Origin of the sequence: Streptomyces panaciradicis (assembly GCF_023516615.1) — a bacterium.
GTDB lineage: Bacteria > Actinomycetota > Actinomycetes > Streptomycetales > Streptomycetaceae > Streptomyces > Streptomyces panaciradicis.
On sequence record NZ_JAMGBF010000068.1, the window covers coordinates 1 to 19,370 of the forward strand.

Consider the following 19,370-nt stretch of genomic DNA (forward strand, 5'->3'; position numbering starts at 1 on the left):
CGCGCGGGCGCGGAGTGCGATGCGCGCGCCGGGGCGGTGCTCGACGCGGCCGCCGGCGCTCCCGCCTGTTCGCGCGCCGGTTGCGCACGCGCGGGCGCCGGAGACTGCACTTCCGCGCGGGTCTGGTGCCGTGCCGGAGGCATGGCGAAGGCCCGGACGTCCACCGAGTCGGTGATCACGTCCGGAGCGTCGGCGTCGGGCTCCCCCTCTTCGGCGGAGCGCGCGCGCAGGTCCTTGGCGTACCGGCGCTCCATCCCCGCCCGTCCGGACAGCAACCGGATGGCTGTGCTGAAGCGTTCCGTCGGACGGGCCTCGTTCAGCTCGTCCTGCCTACGGAGCCACATCGGCACCAAGTAGGCGGCCCAGGCCCCGACAATGACTGCGTAGATGAGGCCGCTGCTGCTCACGCCTCACACCGTAGAGGGGTTTGCGCGAGGCCATCCGCCAATTGGGCCGGTGTGTCGCACGATCTGGCTGATATTTCGAACTTTTTTTGTGATCGATGCGATCAGCGGGCCGCCGAGGCGGCGAATTTAATGCCTTGAGGCGGTCGCAGAGCGATCAATTTCGAACACTTATTCAATTTTCCTGACTACGGGACGGCCATGCGGGATTCCCCGGCGTGTTCTGGGGGTCGCGCGCCGTCTCCTGCGGGGAGTCGGCCGAGGTGCGCTGGGATCGTGCCCGTCGCCAACGGTTGAGCAGCCCGTCCGGAACCTCTTCCGCGGTGAGCGCGAAGACGAGATGGTCGCGCCAGGCGCCGTCGATGTGGAGATAACGCGGCCGGAGCCCCTCCTCGCGGAATCCGAGTTTCTCCACGACCCGGCGACTGGGCCCGTTCTCCGGGCGAATGCAGACCTCGATGCGGTGCAGACCGACCGTGCGGAAACAGTGGTCCACGACAAGCGCCACGGACGTCGGCATCACTCCGCGCCCGGCCACCGACTCGTCCACCCAGTAGCCGACGTGCCCCGAACACATCGATCCCCAGGTGATTCCCGCGACCGTCAACTGACCGACCAGCCGCCCCTGGTACTCGATGACGAACGGCAGCATGCGGCCCGAATTCGCCTCGGCCCGAAGATGCCTCACCATCTGCCGATAGGTCGGCCGGTGTGCGATCGGCCCGCTGGGCGTGGGCGGCGGAATGGTCGCCTCCCAGGGGCGCAGCCAGTCGCGGTTGCGCCGGTTGACCTCGCGCCACGCCCGTTGGTCGCGCAGCTTTATCGGCCGGAGGACGATGTCGCCGTCCGCCAGCACGACGGGCCAGGATGGGCTGTTCAGCTCGCACCCCCACTGGTGGCGCCGGGTCTGGGATGGTCGCCGCCGCGGATCTGGTCGACGGCGTGGGTCAGAAGGGGCTCCAGAACGGCCAGCCCGTCCTTCACCCCGCCCGTGGAGCCCGGCAGGTTGACGATCAAGGTCCGTCCCGCCACTCCGGCCAGGCCGCGGGAGAGCACGGCGGTCGGTACCTTCTCCCGTCCGAACGCCCGGACGGCCTCCGCGATGCCCGGCACTTCGTAGTCGATGACGGCGCGGGTGGCCTCGGGCGTACGGTCGGTGGGCGAGATGCCCGTGCCGCCGGTGGTCACGATCACGTCGTAGCCGTCCTCGGCGCCGGCCCTCAGGGCGGCCTCCACCGGATCGCCGTCCGGGACGACCTGCGGACCGTCGACGGCGAAGCCGAAGCCCTCGAGACCCGCGGCGATCAGCGGGCCGCCCTTGTCCTCGTAGACACCGGCGGCGGCGCGGTTGGAAGCGGTCACGACCAGCGCGCGATACGGCGCACCGCTCCCGGCGCGCGCCCCGGCGCTCACGCCCGGCTCCAGTCGCCCGACTTGCCGCCCGTCTTCTCCTCCACGCGCACGTCCGTGATGACCGCTCCCTTGTCGACCGCCTTGACCATGTCGATCACGGTGAGCGCGGCGACGGAGACCGCGGTGAGTGCCTCCATCTCGACGCCCGTACGGTCCGTGGTCTTCACGGTGGCCACGATCTCCACGGCGTCGTCCGCGACCGACAGATCCAGTTTCACACCGGACACCGCGAGCGGGTGACAGAGCGGGATGAGGTCCGGGGTGCGCTTGGCGCCCATGATCCCCGCGATCCGCGCGGTGGCGAGGGCGTCGCCCTTGGGCACACCCTCCCCGCGCAGCAGCTCGACCACGCGCGGTGAGACGAGGACGCGTCCGCTGGCCCGCGCGGTGCGCGCGGTCACGTCCTTGCCGGATACGTCGACCATGCGGGCGGAGCCCGCCTCGTCGATGTGCGTCAGTCGGTCCTGCGTACTCATGCTGTGCGGCGCTCCCGGTCCGGGCCCTCGCGGTGCGGCGCGTGGGCCTGTTGTGCGCGACACGGTACCCCCAAGTCGGCGCCGGCAACGGACCAGGACTGCCCCATGGTCCGGTACACGCGCGGGGGCTCAGCCGAGCAGGACGACCTCGACCTCGGTGCCCGGCTCGACGGACTCCACGTCCTCGGGGACGACGATCAGCGCGTCGGCGTGCGCGAGGGCCGCGACCAGGTGCGATCCGGCGCCGCCTACCGGCGTCACGGCGCCGTCCGCATACGTCCCCCGCAGGAACTGCCGCCGGCCCTTCGGCGAGGTCAGCGCGTTGCCGGCGGTGAGGGTGGCGCGGGTCGTGGGCCGGTGGACGTCGTCGAGCCCCATCAGGGCGCGGATCGCGGGACGGACGAACAGCTCGAAGGAGACGTACGAGGAGACGGGGTTGCCGGGGAGGGCGAGCAGCGGGGTGTGGTCGGGGCCGATGGACCCGAAGCCCTGGGGCTTTCCGGGCTGCATGGCCAGCTTGCGGAACTCGACGCCGCCGCCCTCCTCGTCCTCGTCCCCGACGTGGGACAGGGCTTCCTTGACGACGTCGTACGCCCCGACGCTGACGCCTCCCGTGGTGACCATGAGGTCGGCGCGCACGAGCTGGTCCTCGATGGTGGAGCGCAGGGTCTCGGCGTCGTCGGCGACCGCTCCCACGCGGTAGGCGATGGCGCCGGCGTCGCGGGCGGCGGCGGTGAGGGCGAAGCTGTTGGAGTCGTAGATCTGGCCGCTGCCCAGTTGCTCGTCGGGCTGGACGAGTTCGCTGCCGGTGGAGAGGACGACCACGCGCGGGCGGGGGCGCACGCGGACCGTGCCGCGCCCGATCGCGGCGAGCAGACCGATCTGCGGCGGCCCGAGGACGGTGCCGGCCTCCAGCGCACGGTCCCCGGCCTTCACGTCGCTGCCCGTCGCGCGCACGTGCGCGCGTGCCTGGGCCGACCGGTACACGTGCACGTGCCCCTCGGCGCCCTCGGGGGCCAGGCTGCGGGCGCGCATGCCGGTCACCGGGCCTTCGCCGAGGCCCCCGTCGGTCCACTCGACCGGCACGACCGTCTCCGCCCCCGGGGGCAGCGGGGCGCCGGTCATGATGCGGGCGGCCTGGCCGGGCCCCACGTGGAGCAGGTCGGCCTGGCCCGCCGCGACGTCCCCGACGACGTCCAGGACCGCGGGGAACTCCTCGCTCGCGCCCGCGACATCCGCGACCCGCACCGCGTACCCGTCCATGGAGCTGTTGTCGAACGGCGGCAGCGACACCGGCACCGTGACGTCCTCGACCAGGACGCAGCCCTGCGCGTCCAGGAGGTTCAGCTCGATGGGCTCCAGGGGGCGGACGGTCGTGAGGATGTCCTCCAGGTGTTCGTCCACCGACCACAGGTGGTCCGGGCCGGTGGCGCGGGTCGCGGCGCTGCTCAAGTTCCTACATCTCCTCGGCTACGTAACTTCGAAGCCAGGTCCGGAAGTCCGGGCCCAGGTCTTCACGTTCGCACGCGAGTCTGACAATGGCACGCAGATAGTCGCCACGGTCCCCGGTGTCATAACGACGGCCCTTGAAGACCACGCCGTGCACCGGACCGCCGATCTTCTCGTCCTGCGCGAGCTGCTGCAGGGCGTCGGTGAGCTGGATCTCGCCGCCCCGGCCCGGCTCGGTCTTGCGCAGTATGTCGAAGATGTGCGGGTCGAGGACGTAGCGGCCGATGACCGCGTAGTTCGAGGGGGCGTCGGAGGCGTCGGGCTTCTCGACCATGCCCGTCACCCGGACGACGTCGCCGTCCTCGGTGGCCTCGACGGCAGCGCACCCGTAGAGGTGGATCTGCTCCGGGGCGACCTCCATCAGCGCGATGACGCTGCCGCCGCGCTGCTCCTGGACCTCGACCATGCGCGCGAGGAGCGGGTCGCGCGGGTCGATCAGGTCGTCGCCGAGCAGGACGGCGAAGGGCTCGTGCCCGACGTGCGGGGCGGCGCACAGCACGGCGTGACCCAGGCCCTTGGGGTCGCCCTGGCGCACGTAGTGCATGGTGGCGAGGTCGCTGGACTCCTGGACCTTGGCGAGCCGTCCGGCGTCGCCCTTCTTCTGCAGGGCCGACTCGAGCTCGTAGTTGCGGTCGAAGTGGTCCTCGAGGGGGCGCTTGTTCCGGCCTGTGATCATGAGGACGTCGTCGAGGCCGGCGGAGACGGCCTCCTCGACCACGTACTGGATCGCCGGCTTGTCGACGACCGGCAGCATCTCCTTGGGAGTGGCCTTGGTGGCCGGCAGGAAGCGGGTGCCGAGACCTGCTGCGGGGATGACAGCCTTGCTGATCCTGGGTTGCGCCTGAGTCATGGCCGCAACCCTATCCGGTGCCTTGGTAGGGAATCTGAGGCTCCGGTTAATTGGCTCTCATATGAGCGCATTAGGAGGGATACGCGGTGCCAGACGCACGTCACGACGGATCTGCGGCCGAGCCTGACAAGCGAATGTTGCGGCGAGAGCTCCTCGCGGTGAGAAACAGGTTGACGGCGGACGACATGCGAAGAGCCGCCGAGGCGCTGGCCGGGCGCGCTGTCGAACTGCCGGAACTGGCGCACGCGCGCACGGTGGCGGCGTACGTCTCGGTGGGAAGCGAACCGGGCACCCTCGCGCTGCTGGACGCGCTGCGCGCGCGGGGCGTGCGGGTCCTGCTCCCGGCGCTCCTGCCCGACAACGACCTGAACTGGGGCGCGTTCACCGGCGAGCACTCCCTCGCTCGCGTCCAACACGGCGGGAAGATGGCGCTGTTCGAGCCGTCCGGGCCGCGCCTCGGGCCGGACGCGGTGACCGAGGCGGACGTCGTGCTGCTGCCGGGGCTGGCGGTCGACGCGCGCGGGATGCGTCTGGGACGCGGCGGAGGGTCGTACGACCGCGTGCTCGCCCGTCTGGAGCGCGCGGGCGCACGCCCCGCGCTCGTGGTCCTGCTGTACGACACGGAGGTGGTCGAGCGCGTACCGGAGGAGGCGCACGACCGGCCTGTGCACGCGGTGGTGACGCCGTCGGGCGTGCGCCGCTTCCGTGGCGGCGCGTGAGTGTCCGGGGGCGCTCGGCGATCGCCACGCGCCCTGCTTCTCGCGCTCACGCCCCGCTTGCGCGCCACACGCCCCGCGTACCTCGCGCCTCATGAGCCCCGCTCCGCGCGAGCCCCGCGCCCGCCCCCGCGCGCACTCTGCCCCCGTGCACGGGAAAGGGGCCCTCCACGCGCGTGAAGGACCCCTTTCCCGGCTCCGCGGTCTACCGCCGACGGCTCACGGTTTGAGCACCAGCGTGTCCCGGCTGTTCTTGTCGACCGCCTTCTGCGAGAAGTCCCAGTCGAGGAGTTCACCCTTGGCCCACTTGCCGGTCTGATCGGTGTAGTGGGCGCTGAAGGCGTGTCCGGAGGCGCCGGTGAGGTTGATCCACTTCGATTTGTCGAGGTCGCCGAGGTTGACCACCATGCGCATCGACGGCACCCAGACGACGCCGTAACCGCCCGCGGCGTTCCAGCCGCTGGCGTTGACGGTCGCCTCGCCGCCGCTGAGCTTCCAGGGGCCGCGGTTGAGGATGTACCGCAGGAAACCGGGGCCTTCGGTGCCGAGCGTCTGGTTCTTCAGGAACAGCCGGTGCAGCCGGCCCCAGCTCCAGGAGTCGATGTCCTTGCCGAGCTTGGCGGTCAGCTCCCAGCGGGCGTCGATCATCGCGCGCTTGAACAGGTCGTCGCGATTGTTGCTCGCTCCCGGCCGGGTGAGGGACTTCGGGGTGGACCACCAGTCGCTCTTGGGGTCGTTCATGAGGGTGCGCACGACCTCGAACCAGCGGTCGCCGCCGTCCGGCTGCGCCTGGTCGGCGTCACGCTCGCCGCACTCGCGGACCTTGTTCGTCTCGTCGGCCGGCCCGGTGGTGTTGACCGGGTCGACCCACAGGCACTGGCCCTTGACGCGCAGTTCCTTGGGCAGCTTGTTGCCGAAGGCGAGCTTGAGGATGTTGCGCCAGACCGCGTTGAAGTAGGCGGCCGCGGCCGAGTCGGCGTCCTGGGTGTAGTCCCAGCCCTCGAGGAGCTCCTGCGCCTGGCGGACGCTCTTGTCCTCGATGTCGATCTTCAGCAGCTTGGGCACGAGCAGCTTGGCGATCTCGCTGCTGTTGTCCAGCTGCATCTGCCGCATGTCGTCGGTGGAGACCTTGCCGCCGCCCTTGATCTTCGACTCGATCAGGTCGCTGATGCGCTGGCTTCGGGTGCCGTAACCCCAGTCGGTGGTGAGCGTGTAGGGGTACTTGTCCTTGTCGATCACGGCCTGGTTGGCGGTGACGATGTAGCCGCGCTTCGGGTTGAACTCGTAGGGCAGGGCGGCCTTCGGGATGTACCCGGTCCACTTGTAGTCCGAGTTCCAGCCCGGCATCGGGATCGAGCCGTCGTCCTTCTTCGCGCGCGTGGGGATCTTTCCGGGCAGCGTGTAGCCGATGTTGGTCTTGTCGGCGTAGACGAGGTTCTGCGACGGCACGTCGAACAGGGTGGCGGCGGAGCGGAAGTCGCTCCAGTCGGACGCCCTGTCCATGGCGAAGACGGCGTCCATGGAGGTGCCGGGGTCGAGCGCGGTCCAGCGCAGGGCGATGCCGTAGCCGTCGCCGCGGTCGGGCGCGGCGGTGTCGACGGAGGCCTTCTTGCCGACCTTCACGAGTTCGTCGTCGCGGTCGGACAGCAGCGGCATGCCGTCGGCCGTCTCGCGCACGATGATCTTCTTGGACGCGCCCCCGGCGACCTTGATGGTCTCCTCGCGGGTCTTGAACGGCTTGACGGTGCCGTCGTAGAGGTAGCCGTCGCCGTTGATCTTCTCCAGGTACAGGTCGGTGACGTCGACACCGGAGTTGGTCATGCCCCAGGCGATGTCCTGGTTGTGGCCGATGACCACGCCGGGCATGCCGGCGAAGGTGTAACCGGTGACGTCGTACTGGCACTTGCTGGAGACCGTGCGGCAGTGCAGGCCCATCTGGTACCAGACGGACGGCAGCGAGGCCGACAGGTGCGGGTCGTTGGCGAGGAGGGGGTGGCCGGTGATGGTGTGACTTCCGGCGACGACCCACGAGTTGGAGCCGATGCCCTGGCCGTTCACGCCGACGGCCGTGGGAACGTCGTCCAGGACCTTGTACAGGCCCGAGAGCTGGCTCTGCAGGGCCGAGGTCCCCGACGTCGACGATGTGCCCGCAGAGCCGCTCGTGGAGGTTCCGGACGAGGTTCCGCCGCTGGAGGTGGAGCCGTTCTGCTCGAACGTCTTGCTGAACGAGTTGTACGCGCCCTCCTGCACGATCGCCTTGTTGCGGCTGTACGGGTAGTCCGGGTACAGGTCGGCGATCTGCTTGGGGCCGAGGCGGCTGGTCATCAGGGCGCGGTCGATCTCGTCCTGCATGTTGCCGCGCAGGTCCCAGGCCATCGCCTTCAGCCAGGAGATCGAGTCGACCGGGGTCCACTTCGCGGGCTTGTAGTCGTTGGTGAAGCCCAGGGCGGCGTACTCCAGGGAGATGTCCTTGCCGTCCTTGCCCTTCAGGTAGGCGTTGACTCCCTCGGCGTACGCCTGGAGGTACTTCTTGGTGGAGGCCGACAGCTTGGTGTCGTACTCCTCCTTGGCGACGCGGTCCCAGCCCAGGGTGCGCAGGAACTCGTCGTTCTTGACCTGGCCCTTGCCGAACATCTCCGACAGGCGCCCGGAGGTCATGTGCCGGCGCACGTCCATCTCGTAGAACCGGTCCTGCGCCTGGACGTAGCCCTGCGCCATGAACAGGTCCTCGTCGGAGGAGGCGTAGATCTGCGGGATGCCGTAGCCGTCGCGCTTGACGTCCACGGGCCCTGACAGGCCGTCGAGGGTGAGGGAGCCCTTCGTCTGCGGGAAGGACGCGCGCACCGTACTGATGGACCAGTACGCCCCGTAGGCGATGCCTCCGATGATGGCCAGGACCAGTACCAGCACGACGAGTCGGGCTTTTCGCCCCTTCTTCCTGCCGGACTTGCCGGGCTTGTCACCCGTTGTGGCGGTGATGTTGGGGGGCATCGCTGTCCTTGCTGTCCTAACGCGAGCGGCAGGCGGTCCTGGAGTGCTGGAGCAACCATAGGCGCAGGGCCCTGTGCCCCTTGACGCGGAGTCGGGAACGAGAGCCGGCCGGTGTTCGATCTTGCCTCGGCGAGCGTCAAGAAAGCGTCAAGAGTTAGGTAAGGTAACGAAGTACTTGGGTGCGGGGTTTCACGACCTCGTGTCCTATGTACGAGAGCTCCCGCGCGCGATGCGCGTGAGCCGGGGAAGGGAACGGCCGCTGACTGTCCACCACCTCAACCAGCTTCTGCTCGTCTGCTCGCTCGTCCTGCTCGTCGCTGTGGCAGCGGTCCGGATCTCCTCGCGCAGCGGGCTCCCCAGCCTGCTCGTCTACCTGGGGATCGGGGTCCTCATGGGCCAGGACGGCATCGGCGACATCCACTTCGACAACACCGAGCTGACCCAGGTCATCGGGTACGCCGCTCTCGTGGTGATCCTGGCCGAGGGCGGTCTCGGCACGAAGTGGAAGGAGGTCAAGCCGGCGTTGCCGGCCGCCTCCGCGCTGGCACTGGCGGGGGTCGGGGTGAGCGTCGGGGTCACGGCGTGGGCGGCCCACTACCTGATCGGGCTGGAGTGGCGGCAGGCGCTCATCGTCGGGGCGGTCGTCTCCTCGACGGACGCGGCGGCGGTGTTCTCGGTGCTGCGGAAAATACCTCTCCCCACGCGCGTGACGGGCACCTTGGAAGCCGAGTCCGGCTTCAACGACGCCCCGGTCGTCATCCTGGTGGTGGCCTTCTCCACCGCGGGACCGGTGGAGCACTGGTACGTGCTGGTGGGTGAGATAGCGCTCGAACTGGCCATCGGCGCGGCCATCGGCCTCGCGGTGGGCTGGCTCGGCGCCTGGGGCCTGCGGCACGTGGCCCTGCCCGCCTCCGGTCTGTATCCGATCGCCGTCATGGCGATCGCCGTCACGGCGTACGCGGGCGGCGCGCTGGCGCACGGCAGCGGCTTCCTGGGCGTCTACCTCGCCTCGATGGTCATGGGCAACGCCAAGCTGCCGCACTGGCCCGCCACGCGCGGTTTCGCCGACGGGCTCGGCTGGATCGCCCAGATCGGCATGTTCGTCCTGCTCGGCCTCCTGGTCACACCGCACGAACTCGGCGACGACGTGGTGCCCGCGCTCGTCATCGGCCTGGTGCTCACCATGGTCGCGCGCCCCCTGAGCGTGGTGCTGTGCCTCACGCCGTTCCGGGTGCCCTGGCAGGAGCAGGCCCTGATGTCCTGGGCCGGTCTGCGCGGCGCGGTGCCCATCATCCTGGCGACGATTCCGATGGTGGAGGGCGTGGACGCGAGCCGCCGCATCTTCAACATCGTCTTCGTGCTGGTCGTCGTCTACACCCTCATCCAGGGCCCGACGCTGCCCTGGCTCGCCCGCAAGCTGCACCTGGGCGGGAGCGGCGAGGCCGCCGACCTGGGCATCGAGTCCGCCCCTCTGGAGCGGCTGCGCGGGCATCTGCTGTCCGTCGCCATCCCCGAGGGCTCGAAGATGCACGGCGTCGAGGTCAACGAGCTGCGGATGCCCGCCGGTGCCGCGGTCACCCTCGTCGTGCGCGACGGAAAATCGTTTGTCCCCCTGCCGACGACAGTGCTGCGCAAGGGCGACGAGCTCCTCGTCGTGGCCACGGACCCGGTCCGCGACGCCGCGGAGAAGCGCCTGCGCGCCGTCGGACACGGGGGCAAGCTGGCGGGGTGGCTCGGGACGAACGGGGCGGGTACGGGGCGCTGAGTGCGGGGTGAGCGCGGGGCGCGGGGCGCTGGCGCGGCGGAGTGCTGGGCGCGGGAGCGGGCGCGGGGCGCGGGGCGCTGGATTCGGGGCGCGGGGCGGGGGGCGTGCACGGCGCGCAACGCGGCGCTCGCGACGTTAAGGGCGCGTTTCGTACGGTTCACACCCCCGCCAATCGCAGGCGCGCCCGGCCCATGGTGCTCACTTTCACAGGCGCGCCGCTGGTTGATCCTTGTAAGATGAAGGCATACCTTGATCGAACCAACTCTGCCTGACGCAGAGCTGGCGCGACCGTATGGCGGTCGGGCTGCCCTCCACTGCGGGCGCCGGCATCTACCGCAGTCCGCGCAAGAGGACAGCTCTCGGCGCCCCCGCACGGGCGCGCTACCAGGCGGCAGAAAGGCACGGGCCGTGGCGTCCACGGTCACCACCGAGCCGTCGAAGGACTCGTCGGCTTCCTCCCGCCCCGGATACGGGCAACTGCTGCGCACCCGAGGCGCCTGGACGTTCCTGCTCCCCGGTTTCGCGGCGCGTCAGCCGTTCGCGATGCTGACCATCTCCATCGTGCTGCTCGTGCAGCACACCACCGGCTCCTACGGCGCCGCGGGCGCCGCAGCGGCGGTCACCGGTGTCTCCATGGCGCTGTTCGCGCCCTACAGCGGCCGTCTGGCGGACCGCTACGGGCAGCGTGCCGTACTGGTCCCCGGCGTGCTGCTGCACGCGCTGTCGGGCCTGACCCTGACGGCGCTCGCGCTGGCCCACGCGCCGCTGTGGGCGCTGTTCGCGGCGGCCGTGCCCACGGGCGCCTCGGTGCCGCAGGTCGGGCCCATGGTGCGGGCCCGCTGGGGCGGGAAGCTCCAGGGCACGCCCCTGATGACCACCGCGGCCGCCTTCGAGTCCGTCACGGACGAGCTGACCTTCGTCTTCGGCCCGCTGCTGGCCACCGCCCTGTGCACCGCCGTCGACCCGGCCGCGGGTCTGGTCACGGAGGCGGCGCTCACCCTCCTCGGCGGCCTGCTGTTCGCCGCGCAGAAGGGCACCCAGCCCACTGTCGCCCCCGCCGGGCACGCGCGCGTGGAGCACGTTTCCGCGCTGCGCGTCCCGGGTGTGCGCGTCCTGATCGCGGTCTTCCTCGGCATCGGTTCCGTCTTCGGCGGGATGCAGGTGTCGCTGGCCGCGTTCAGCGAGTCGATCGGCGAGCCGGGCCTGAACGGCGTCCTGTACGGCGTCTTCGCCGCGGGCAACATGCTCTCCGGCATCGTGTGCGGCGCGGTCGCCTGGAAGGTGGCCCCGCAGCGTCGCCTCGTGGTCGGGTACGGCGCGCTCGCGCTGGCGGCCTCCGGTCTGTGGGCCGCGCACTCGGTGCTCGTCCTGGCCGGTCTGGGTCTGCTCGTCGGCATGTGCATCGCGCCGGCGCTGATCACCGGCTACACGCTGGTCGAGGGACTGGTCCCGGCCGGGGCCCGCACCGAGGCGTTCACCTGGCTGACCGGCGCGGTGGCGCTCGGCCAGGCGGCGGCCGTGACCGTCGCCGGTCAGCTGGAGGACCGGTTCCGGGACGGCGCCGGTTTCCTGGTTCCGATGGCCGGTACGGTCCTCGCCCTGGCGACCCTGGTGGCCCTGCGTTCACGCCTGGTCTCACGGCCCCGGAGCCGGACCGTGGCACGTGGCGTCGGTCACCGCATGCCGATGACAGTGGACTGATCCTCAGGAATACGTCACTATGGACCCCCGTTAGCACTCATTGAGTGAGAGTGCCAGGAGGAGACAGTGCCCACCTATCAGTACCAGTGCACCGAGTGCGGCGAGGGCCTCGAGGCGGTGCAGAAGTTCACCGATGACGCCCTGACCGAGTGCCCCAACTGCGGTGGTCGCCTGAAGAAGGTGTTCTCCGCGGTCGGCATTGTCTTCAAGGGCTCGGGCTTCTACCGCAACGACAGCCGCGGCTCCTCGTCGAGCAGCTCGCCGGCGTCGTCCAAGCCGTCGACGTCCACCTCGACCCCGTCTTCGTCGTCCTCGGACTCGAAGTCCTCGGGGACGAACACCTCCTCGAGCAGCAGCTCCGCGGCGTAGGACGCGCGCACAGGACCCTGCCGTCGTACGACGGCGGGGTCACCGGTGTTTCCGGGGCCTGTCGGTGTTTGCGGAGCCCCTCTCCACGCGAGGCTGCCGCCGGATACTGTGCTGGCCATGGTGAACGCAGAGATCGGTGTAATCGGCGGCTCGGGCTTCTACTCGTTCCTCGAGGACGTGACCGAGGTCCAGGTGGACACCCCGTACGGGCCTCCCAGCGACTCCCTCTTCCTCGGCGAGGTCGCCGGGCGACGGGTCGCCTTCCTGCCCCGCCACGGCCGCGGTCACCACCTGCCTCCACACCGGATCAACTACCGGGCCAACCTGTGGGCCCTGCGGTCGGTCGGTGCCCGTCAGGTACTGGGTCCGTGCGCGGTGGGCGGTCTGCGTCCCGAGTACGGCCCGGGCACCCTGCTCGTGCCGGATCAGCTGGTCGACCGTACGAAGTCCCGCTCCGCCACCTACTTCGACGGGCTGCCGCTGCCCGGTGGCGACATGCCGAACGTGGTCCACGTGTCGCTGGCCGACCCCTACTGCCCCGTCGGGCGTGCGACCGCGTTGAAGGCCGCACGCGGCCGGGACTGGGAGCCGGTGGACGGAGGGACGCTGGTCGTGGTCGAGGGACCGCGCTTCTCGACCCGCGCCGAATCGTTGTGGCACCAGGCTCAGGGCTGGTCGGTGGTGGGCATGACCGGCCACCCGGAGGCGGCGCTCGCCCGTGAACTGGAGCTCTGCTACACCTCGATGACCTTGGTAACCGACCTCGACGCGGGTGCGGAGACCGGCGAGGGCGTGTCGCACGACGAGGTGTTGCAGGTCTTCGCCGCGAATGTGGACCGGCTGCGCGGTGTGCTGTTCGACGCCGTGGCCGGGCTGCCGGCGAACGAGGACCGCGACTGCCTGTGCACCAAGGCGCTGGGCGGCATGAATCCCGGGTTCGACCTGCCGTGACGCGGCGCCGGGAAGAGTGCGGGGAAGAGCGTGCGCGGCGGCGGAACCTCCCGTTCGGGTGAGGGAGTTATCCACAACTCGTCGGTAGTCCACCGGTCTCGGCGGGGATCGGCGCAAGGCCTCATCGTGGGCCTGCAAGCCGATTCCCCGACGCAGGTGGTGATCCCGCATGTCCCTACCCCTCCCGCCCTCGTACCCCGCCCCCTCCTCCTCGCACCCGCCCGGAACCGACGTACCCGCCACGTGCGAGGTGCCGCACTTCGCTCCCGTGCGGGTGCGCGGCGGGCGGTACCAGCTGCAACGCCTCGTACGGCACCGCAGGCGCGCCGTCGCGGCCGGCCTCGCCGTGACCGCGGCGGCGCTGGTGGCGGCGGGCCCGCGCGCCACCGAGCAGACGCGCGGGCATCCGGTGGCGGAGCCCGTACGAAAGCACCGTGCCGTCAAGGTCGTGGCCGCGCCGGTCCGTATCGCCGACACGGCCGCCGTCCGGCTGCTGCGACCGGGCGACCGGGTGGACGTCATCGCCGCCCGCGAGACGGCCACCGGGGGTGACGCCCGGGTGGTCGCGCGTGGGGCGCGGGTGACCAGGGTTCCGGAGCCGTTGGACGACGATCCCGGGAACGGGGCGTTGGTGGTGCTGTCGGTTCCCCGGGCCACCGCGGCCCGCCTGGCCGGCGCGGGCGCGACGGCACGCCTGGCGGTGACGCTGTGCTGAGCCACACTGTGCGTATCCTGCGGAAATTCCTGTCAAGTCCCTCGTTGGAGCTACCTGATTGGACAGGACGGCCGAGTGTTGACGTAGGTTGCGGAGCTGTTTGTTCTTCAACCTGTGCATGCGAGAAGAGGCCCGTAGGTGATCGAGAAGAGGGAACCGAGCGTCTGGCAGGGCTTCAAGGCCTTCCTGATGCGCGGGAACGTCGTCGACCTGGCAGTGGCGGTGGTCATCGGCGCCGCCTTCACCAACATCGTCAACACGCTGGTGAAGGGGATCATCAACCCGGTGGTCGGGGCGATCGGGACGAAGAATCTCGACAACTACACCTCGTGTCTGCAGGATCCCTGCAAAGTGGCCGCGGACGGCACGGTGAAGAGCGGCATCCCGATCATGTGGGGCTCCGTCCTCGGCGCCACCCTCACGTTCGTGATCACCGCGGCGGTCGTCTACTTCCTGATGGTGCTGCCGATGTCGAAGTACCTGGCGCGGCAGGAGGCCCGCAGGAAGGCCAGGGAGAGCACGCACGAGGTCATCGAGGTGACCGAGCTGGAGGTGCTCAAGGAGATCCGCAACGCGCTGGTCGCGCAGCGTGGGGGCGGGCACGACGGGCGCTAGCGGCGGCGGCCCGCTGGGGCCGGCGGACGATTCTCGGCGCGGTTCAGAGGTGGTGGGGCGGCTTCTCGTCGAGGAAGCGCTTCAGGTCGGCCGCGCTGTCGTTCCCGGCGGCGGGCCGCTCGCCCCAGCCGCGGTCGGTGTCGTCCGAGGACTGCTGGTCCAGCGGGTCGTCGAAGATCAACACGGGCTTGGGGGCGCGCGGCTCGGGGGCGGGGGCGGAGGTCATGCCTCCAGGGTACGGCCCAGGGGGCGGGCGCCGTCCGGATGGCTCAGACGGCGCGCAGTCCGTGGGACTCGAAGATGCTCCTGGCCGCAGCGGTCTGTTCGGCGGTCGGGGCGGGTGTGTCGTGCAGGACGAAGGGGCGTCCCAGCGCCTGCCACTTGGCCTCCCCGAGCTTGTGGAAGGGCAGGACGTCGACGCGCGTGACATTGCCGAGCGAGGCGGCGAAGGCGGCGACACCGTCGACGTTGGCCGGGTCGTCGGTGAGGCCGGGCACGAGCACGAAGCGGACGTGGACCTCCTTGCCGAGGTCTGCCAGACGCCGGGCGAAGACGAGGGTGGGCTGCAGGGGGCGGCCGGTGACCTTGCGGTAGGTGGCGGGGTCCCAGGACTTGATGTCGAGCAGGACCAGGTCGGTGTCCCTCAGCAGGGCGTCGGTGGCGCGGACGCCGAGGAATCCCGAGGTGTCGAGCGCGGTGTGCAGGCCGAGTTCGTGCTTGAAGCGGTTGAGCAGTTCGCCGGTGAAGACGGGCTGGAGCAGGGGCTCGCCCCCGCTGATGGTCGCCCCGCCGCCGGCGGCGGCGATGAACCGCGTGTACTTGCGGGCCTCGGCGACGATCTCGTCGGCCGTGGTGCGCTTGCCGTCGCGCATCCGCCAGGTGTCGGGGTTGTGGCAGTACAGGCAGGTCAGCGGGCAGCCCGACAGGAAGGTGACGAAGCGGGTGCCGGGGCCGTCGACACCGGTCGACAGGTCCCACGAGTGGACCGAGCCGACCACCTCGCGCCGGGTCGCCGCGGCGGCCGGGGTGGCCGCCGCGGGAACGGGCCCGCAGGCCGGCGTCGGCAGAACCGACGCCGTAGGAAGAAGCGGAGTCATCGTCCTTGCTCCTCAGAGCGAGCCGTGGAAGGTGCGGTTGATGACGTCGAGTTGTTGCTCACGGGTGAGGCGGACGAAGTTGACCGCGTAGCCGGAGACCCGGATGGTCAGCTGCGGGTACTTCTCGGGGTGCTCCATCGCGTCCTCCAGGGTCGCCCGGTCGAGGACGTTGACGTTCATGTGGAAGCCGTCGTCGGCCACGAACCCGTCCAGGACGCCGGAGAGGTTGTCGACGCGCTCCTCGGGGGTGCGGCCCAGGGCGTCCGGGGTGATGGTGTTGGTCAGCGAGATGCCGTCCTCCGCGTCGTCGTACGGGAGCTTGGCGACGGAGAGCGCCGAGGCGATGTAGCCGTGCTCGTCCCGGCCGTTCATGGGGTTGGCGCCGGGCGCGAAGGGAGTGCCCGCGCGGCGGCCGTCGGGAGTGTTGCCGGTCTTCTTGCCGTAGACGACGTTCGAGGTGATCGTCAGGACCGACTGGGTGTGCACCGCGTCGCGGTACGTCGGGTGACGGCGGACCTTCTCCATGAAGTCGTGGACGATCCAGCGGGCGAGGTCGTCGGCGCGGTCGTCGTTGTTGCCGTACGCCGGGTAGTCGCCCTCGACGACGTAGTCGACGGCCAGGCCCGTCTCGTCCCGCACGACCTTCACGCGTGCGTGCTTGATGGCGGACAGCGAGTCGGCCGCGACGGACAGGCCGGCGATGCCGCAGGCCATGGTGCGCAGGATCGCCCGGTCGTGCAGGGCCATCTCGAGGCGCTCGTAGGCGTACTTGTCGTGCATGTAGTGGATGACGTTGAGCGCGTGCACGTAGGTCTTGGCGAGCCAGCCGAGCATGGCGTCGTAGCGGGCGAGGACGGTGTCGTAGTCGAGGTACTCGTCGGTGATCGGTTCGAAGCCCTCGACGACCGTCTTGCCGGACTTCTCGTCGCGGCCGCCGTTGATGGCGTAGAGGAGGGCCTTGGCGACGTTGACGCGGGCGCCGAAGAACTGCATCTGCTTGCCCATGGCCATCGCGGAGACGCAGCAGGCGATGGCGGTGTCGTCACCGTACTTGGGGCGCATCAGGTCGTCGGACTCGAACTGCAGGGCGCTGGTGTCGATGGCGACCTGCGAGGCGTACTTCTTGAAGGCCTCCGGCAGACGCGGGGACCAGAAGACGGTCAGGTTGGGCTCGGGGGCCGGACCGAGGTTGTAGAGCGTGTTGAGGGCGCGGAAGGTGGTGCGGGTGACCAGGGGGCGCCCGTCGGTGCCGATGCCGCCCATGGACCAGGTGACCCAGGTGGGGTCGCCGGAGTAGAGCTCGTTGTACTCGGGGGTGCGCAGGAAGCGCACGATGCGGAGCTTGATGACGAAGTCGTCGATGATCTCCTGGGCCTCGGACTCGGTGAGCAGGCCGGCCTCGATGTCCCGCTGGAGGTAGATGTCGAGGAAGGCGTCGATGCGGCCGATCGACATGGCGGCGCCGTTCTGCTCCTTGACGGCGGCGAGGTAGGCGAAGTAGAGCCACTGGACGGCCTCGCGGCCGGTGCGGGCGGGGCCGGAGATGTCGTGACCGTAGGAGAGGGCCATGACCTTGAGTTCTTCGAGGGCGCGGATCTGCTCGGAAATTTCCTCGCGTTCCTGGATGACCTCCGCACTCGGCCAGAGAGCTTCGACTGCGAGTTTGTCCGCTCGCTTCGCGACGATGAGCCGGTCCACGCCGTAGAGGGGGACGCGGCGGTAGTCGCCGATGATGCGGCCGCGGCCGTAGGCGTCGGGCAGGCCGGTGATGATGCCGGAGGAGCGGCAGGCGCGGATCTCGGGGGTGTAGGCGTCGAAGACCCCGTCGTTGTGGGTCTTGCGGAGCTTGGTGTAGATCTCCCGGACGGCCGCGTCGGGCTCGTACCCGTAGGCCTTCAGGGCGGTCTCGACCATGCGCCAGCCGCCGTTGGGCATGATGGCGCGCTTGAGCGGGGCGTCGGTCTGCAGGCCGACGATCACGTCGAGGTCGCGGTCGATGTACCCGGGGGCGAAGGCGTCGATGCGCGAGGGGGTCTTGGTGTCGACGTCGTAGATGCCGCGCTCGATCTCGGTCGGGAACATCCCGAGGAGCTTCTTCCAGACGAGGCTGGTGCGCTCGGTGGGGCCGGCGAGGAAGGAGCCGTCGCCTTCGTAGGGGGCGTAGTTGTGCTGGACGAAGTCGCGGACGTCGACGGTGTCGCGCCACAGGCCGCCGCGGAAGCCCTTCCAGGCGTCTCCTTGCGAGGACGGTTCACGCGGCGTCTCCTCGGCAGGGGTGACCGGGGTGGTTTCCGCAGGAGTGGCAGTCATGGCCGAGACCTTCCGCATCGCTTCGTGGGTACGGCTCCATTGCACGCCGACGCGGGCGCCCCAGGGAGTTGCGTTGGTCCCCGATCTCGGTCCAAAGGTCCTATCGATTATCGATCAGAATCCCGGCGAAAGACGCTGACCTGGCCCTTTCGACGGGACCTTAGGACCGGGACCGCTTGTGAAACGCTTCACAAGAATTCCGGCAGGTTATCTGGTGTGCTTGGGTCCATGACGTCCAGTGCCACTCCTCCCCCGGCGCCCTCCGGCGCGCACGAACGCCACAGACCGCTGCGCCGGCTCACCGCGCGCGGCCGGGACGAGGCCCATCGTGTCGCTTCGCCGCTCGAGCTCTTCTTCGACCTGTGCTTCGTCGTGGCCATCGCCCAGGCGGGCGTCGGCCTGGTGCACGCCGTGGCCGGTGGGCACGCGGGCGACGGCATCATGAGCTACGCGATGCTGTTCTTCGCCATCTGGTGGGCGTGGATGAACTTCACCTGGTTCGCCTCGGCCTACGACAACGACGACGCCCTCTACCGGGCCGTCACCCTCGTGCAGATCGCCGGCGTCCTCGTGCTGGCCGCCGGGATCTCCCGGGCCTTCGAGGACCACGACTACACCGTGGTCTGGCTCGGCTACCTGATCATGCGGCTGGCGATGGCCGCGCAGTGGCTGAGAGCGGCGAGATCCGCGGAAGGCGCGGAAAGAACCACCGCCCTCAGGTACGCGGGCGGCATCCTGCTCTGCATGGTCGGCTGGCTCGGGCTGGTCCTGCTGCCCGAACCGGCCCGTCCCTGGGTCTTCCTGGTGATGGTCATCGCGGAGCTGTGCGTGCCGCTGTACGCCGAAAAGGCCTCCACCACGGCCTGGCACCCGCACCACATCGCCGAGCGCTACGGGCTGTTCACCATCATCGTGCTCGGCGAGACCATCGCCGCCGCCACGGTGGCCGTGAAGTCGGGCGTGGACGAGCACGACGCGCTGGGCGAGCTGCTGCCGATCGCGGCGGGCGGCCTGCTCATCGTGTTCGCCGCCTGGTGGATCTACTTCGTCGTGCCGATCCACGGACGCCTGCGCACCAGTGGGCAGGCGTTCCTCTGGGGTTACGGCCACTACCTGATCTTCGCCTCGGCGGCGGCGATCGGCGCGGGGCTGGAGGTGGCGGTGGAGCAGGCGGTCGGCAAGGCGCACATCTCCACGCTGTCCGCCTCGGCCGCGGTGACCCTGCCGACGGCGCTGTACCTGCTCACGGTGTGGGCGCTGCACTCCCGCTACTTCAAGGTGGGCATCGCGCAGCAGCTGGTGCTGCCCGTGACGGCCCTCCTGGTGATCGCCTGCACTTTCCTGGGTGACTGGGCGGTGCTCGCCGCCGGCATCGTGTCGGGGCTCGCGGTGGCGACCGGCGTGACCTTGACGGCGCGCATGCTCTCCCGGGAGCGCCGGGCGGCCGGGGCGAGCGGGGAGCGCACGACGAGTCCGGTCGCCTGACGA

18 protein-coding genes are annotated in these 19,370 nt (G+C 70.1%); 8 read left to right on the forward strand and 10 right to left on the reverse strand.

The annotated features are described in order from the left end of the window. From M8J74_RS22635 to galU, 6 genes are all read right to left on the reverse strand, one after another. A partial coding sequence (locus M8J74_RS22635; protein WP_505016708.1) for a SepX/GlpR family protein occupies positions 1-407 on the reverse strand: 407 nt, incomplete at its 3' end. A 172-nt stretch (positions 408-579) separates the two neighbouring features. Next, entirely contained in the window at positions 580-1,260 is a 681-nt protein-coding gene (locus M8J74_RS22640; protein WP_249838195.1) for a GNAT family N-acetyltransferase, read from the reverse strand. Between the two features lie 20 nt (positions 1,261-1,280). Beyond that, positions 1,281-1,829 (reverse strand): MogA/MoaB family molybdenum cofactor biosynthesis protein, encoded by a 549-nt coding sequence (locus M8J74_RS22645; protein ID WP_372500242.1) that lies wholly within the window; start codon positions 1,827-1,829, stop codon positions 1,281-1,283. Continuing rightward, on the reverse strand, positions 1,814-2,293 hold the full coding sequence (gene moaC, locus M8J74_RS22650; RefSeq protein WP_249838196.1) for a cyclic pyranopterin monophosphate synthase MoaC: 480 nt from the start codon (positions 2,291-2,293) through the stop codon (positions 1,814-1,816). Before moaC ends, M8J74_RS22645 begins: the two co-directional genes overlap by 16 nt. Before the next feature lie 129 nt (positions 2,294-2,422). Then, positions 2,423-3,745, reverse strand: coding sequence for a molybdotransferase-like divisome protein Glp (gene glp / locus M8J74_RS22655; protein ID WP_249838197.1), 1,323 nt, complete (start codon positions 3,743-3,745; stop codon positions 2,423-2,425). 4 nt (positions 3,746-3,749) lie between these two features. Next, entirely contained in the window at positions 3,750-4,652 is a 903-nt protein-coding gene (gene galU / locus M8J74_RS22660; protein WP_058924806.1) for a UTP--glucose-1-phosphate uridylyltransferase GalU, read from the reverse strand. A 134-nt stretch (positions 4,653-4,786) separates the two neighbouring features. Between galU and M8J74_RS22665 the strand changes: the two genes are divergently transcribed. After that, positions 4,787-5,371 (forward strand): 5-formyltetrahydrofolate cyclo-ligase, encoded by a 585-nt coding sequence (locus M8J74_RS22665; RefSeq protein WP_249838198.1) that lies wholly within the window; start codon positions 4,787-4,789, stop codon positions 5,369-5,371. Between the two features lie 216 nt (positions 5,372-5,587). Here M8J74_RS22665 and M8J74_RS22670 read toward each other — a convergent pair whose 3' ends face one another. Further along, complete coding sequence (locus M8J74_RS22670) at positions 5,588-8,359, reverse strand: penicillin acylase family protein (protein WP_249838199.1); 2,772 nt, start codon at positions 8,357-8,359, stop codon at positions 5,588-5,590. 229 nt (positions 8,360-8,588) lie between these two features. On the opposite strand from M8J74_RS22670, the gene M8J74_RS22675 reads away from it, so the two are divergent. From M8J74_RS22675 to mscL, 6 genes are all read left to right on the forward strand, one after another. Beyond that, the gene (locus M8J74_RS22675) at positions 8,589-10,124 is read left to right on the forward strand and encodes a potassium/proton antiporter (RefSeq protein ID WP_249838245.1); all 1,536 of its coding nucleotides are present in this window, start codon (positions 8,589-8,591) and stop codon (positions 10,122-10,124) included. A 408-nt stretch (positions 10,125-10,532) separates the two neighbouring features. Further along, on the forward strand, positions 10,533-11,825 hold the full coding sequence (locus M8J74_RS22680; protein WP_249838200.1) for an MFS transporter: 1,293 nt from the start codon (positions 10,533-10,535) through the stop codon (positions 11,823-11,825). Between the two features lie 66 nt (positions 11,826-11,891). Beyond that, positions 11,892-12,194 carry an FmdB family zinc ribbon protein gene (locus M8J74_RS22685; protein ID WP_079078103.1) on the forward strand — a complete coding sequence of 101 codons (303 nt, stop codon included), beginning with the start codon at positions 11,892-11,894 and terminating at the stop codon, positions 12,192-12,194. A gap of 117 nt (positions 12,195-12,311) precedes the next feature. Continuing rightward, entirely contained in the window at positions 12,312-13,145 is an 834-nt protein-coding gene (locus M8J74_RS22690; protein ID WP_249838201.1) for an S-methyl-5'-thioadenosine phosphorylase, read from the forward strand. A gap of 169 nt (positions 13,146-13,314) precedes the next feature. Next, positions 13,315-13,860, forward strand: a complete 546-nt coding sequence (locus tag M8J74_RS22695) for a CpaB family protein (protein ID WP_249838202.1) — start codon at positions 13,315-13,317, stop codon at positions 13,858-13,860. A 138-nt stretch (positions 13,861-13,998) separates the two neighbouring features. Next, a complete protein-coding gene (mscL, locus tag M8J74_RS22700; RefSeq protein WP_249838203.1) occupies positions 13,999-14,475 on the forward strand; it encodes a large conductance mechanosensitive channel protein MscL in 477 nt (158 codons plus the stop codon). A gap of 43 nt (positions 14,476-14,518) precedes the next feature. On the opposite strand, the gene M8J74_RS22705 is transcribed toward mscL, so the two are convergent. From M8J74_RS22705 to pflB, 3 genes are read right to left on the reverse strand one after another with little or no spacing between them, the layout of a single operon-like run. Next, entirely contained in the window at positions 14,519-14,701 is a 183-nt protein-coding gene (locus M8J74_RS22705; RefSeq protein ID WP_249838204.1) for a hypothetical protein, read from the reverse strand. A 43-nt stretch (positions 14,702-14,744) separates the two neighbouring features. Then, positions 14,745-15,572, reverse strand: a complete 828-nt coding sequence (gene pflA, locus M8J74_RS22710) for a pyruvate formate-lyase-activating protein (protein ID WP_249838205.1) — start codon at positions 15,570-15,572, stop codon at positions 14,745-14,747. Positions 15,573-15,584: 12 nt separating this feature from the next. Beyond that, positions 15,585-17,882 (reverse strand): formate C-acetyltransferase, encoded by a 2,298-nt coding sequence (pflB, locus tag M8J74_RS22715; RefSeq protein WP_249838206.1) that lies wholly within the window; start codon positions 17,880-17,882, stop codon positions 15,585-15,587. A gap of 228 nt (positions 17,883-18,110) precedes the next feature. On the opposite strand from pflB, the gene M8J74_RS22720 reads away from it, so the two are divergent. Continuing rightward, a complete protein-coding gene (locus M8J74_RS22720) occupies positions 18,111-19,367 on the forward strand; it encodes a low temperature requirement protein A (RefSeq protein ID WP_249838207.1) in 1,257 nt (418 codons plus the stop codon). Positions 19,368-19,370: the final 3 nt, after the last annotated feature.

Coding starts and splice junctions, on each gene's coding strand:
- M8J74_RS22670 (WP_249838199.1), bottom strand. CDS start 8,359: ATGCCCCCCAACATCACCGCCACAACGGGTGACAAGCCCGGCAAGTCC.
- M8J74_RS22675 (WP_249838245.1), top strand. CDS start 8,589: ATGCGCGTGAGCCGGGGAAGGGAACGGCCGCTGACTGTCCACCACCTC.
- moaC (WP_249838196.1), bottom strand. CDS start 2,293: ATGAGTACGCAGGACCGACTGACGCACATCGACGAGGCGGGCTCCGCC.
- pflA (WP_249838205.1), bottom strand. CDS start 15,572: ATGACTCCGCTTCTTCCTACGGCGTCGGTTCTGCCGACGCCGGCCTGC.
- pflB (WP_249838206.1), bottom strand. CDS start 17,882: ATGACTGCCACTCCTGCGGAAACCACCCCGGTCACCCCTGCCGAGGAG.
- M8J74_RS22705 (WP_249838204.1), bottom strand. CDS start 14,701: ATGACCTCCGCCCCCGCCCCCGAGCCGCGCGCCCCCAAGCCCGTGTTG.
- M8J74_RS22665 (WP_249838198.1), top strand. CDS start 4,787: ATGTTGCGGCGAGAGCTCCTCGCGGTGAGAAACAGGTTGACGGCGGAC.
- galU (WP_058924806.1), bottom strand. CDS start 4,652: ATGACTCAGGCGCAACCCAGGATCAGCAAGGCTGTCATCCCCGCAGCA.
- M8J74_RS22695 (WP_249838202.1), top strand. CDS start 13,315: ATGTCCCTACCCCTCCCGCCCTCGTACCCCGCCCCCTCCTCCTCGCAC.
- M8J74_RS22690 (WP_249838201.1), top strand. CDS start 12,312: ATGGTGAACGCAGAGATCGGTGTAATCGGCGGCTCGGGCTTCTACTCG.
- M8J74_RS22720 (WP_249838207.1), top strand. CDS start 18,111: ATGACGTCCAGTGCCACTCCTCCCCCGGCGCCCTCCGGCGCGCACGAA.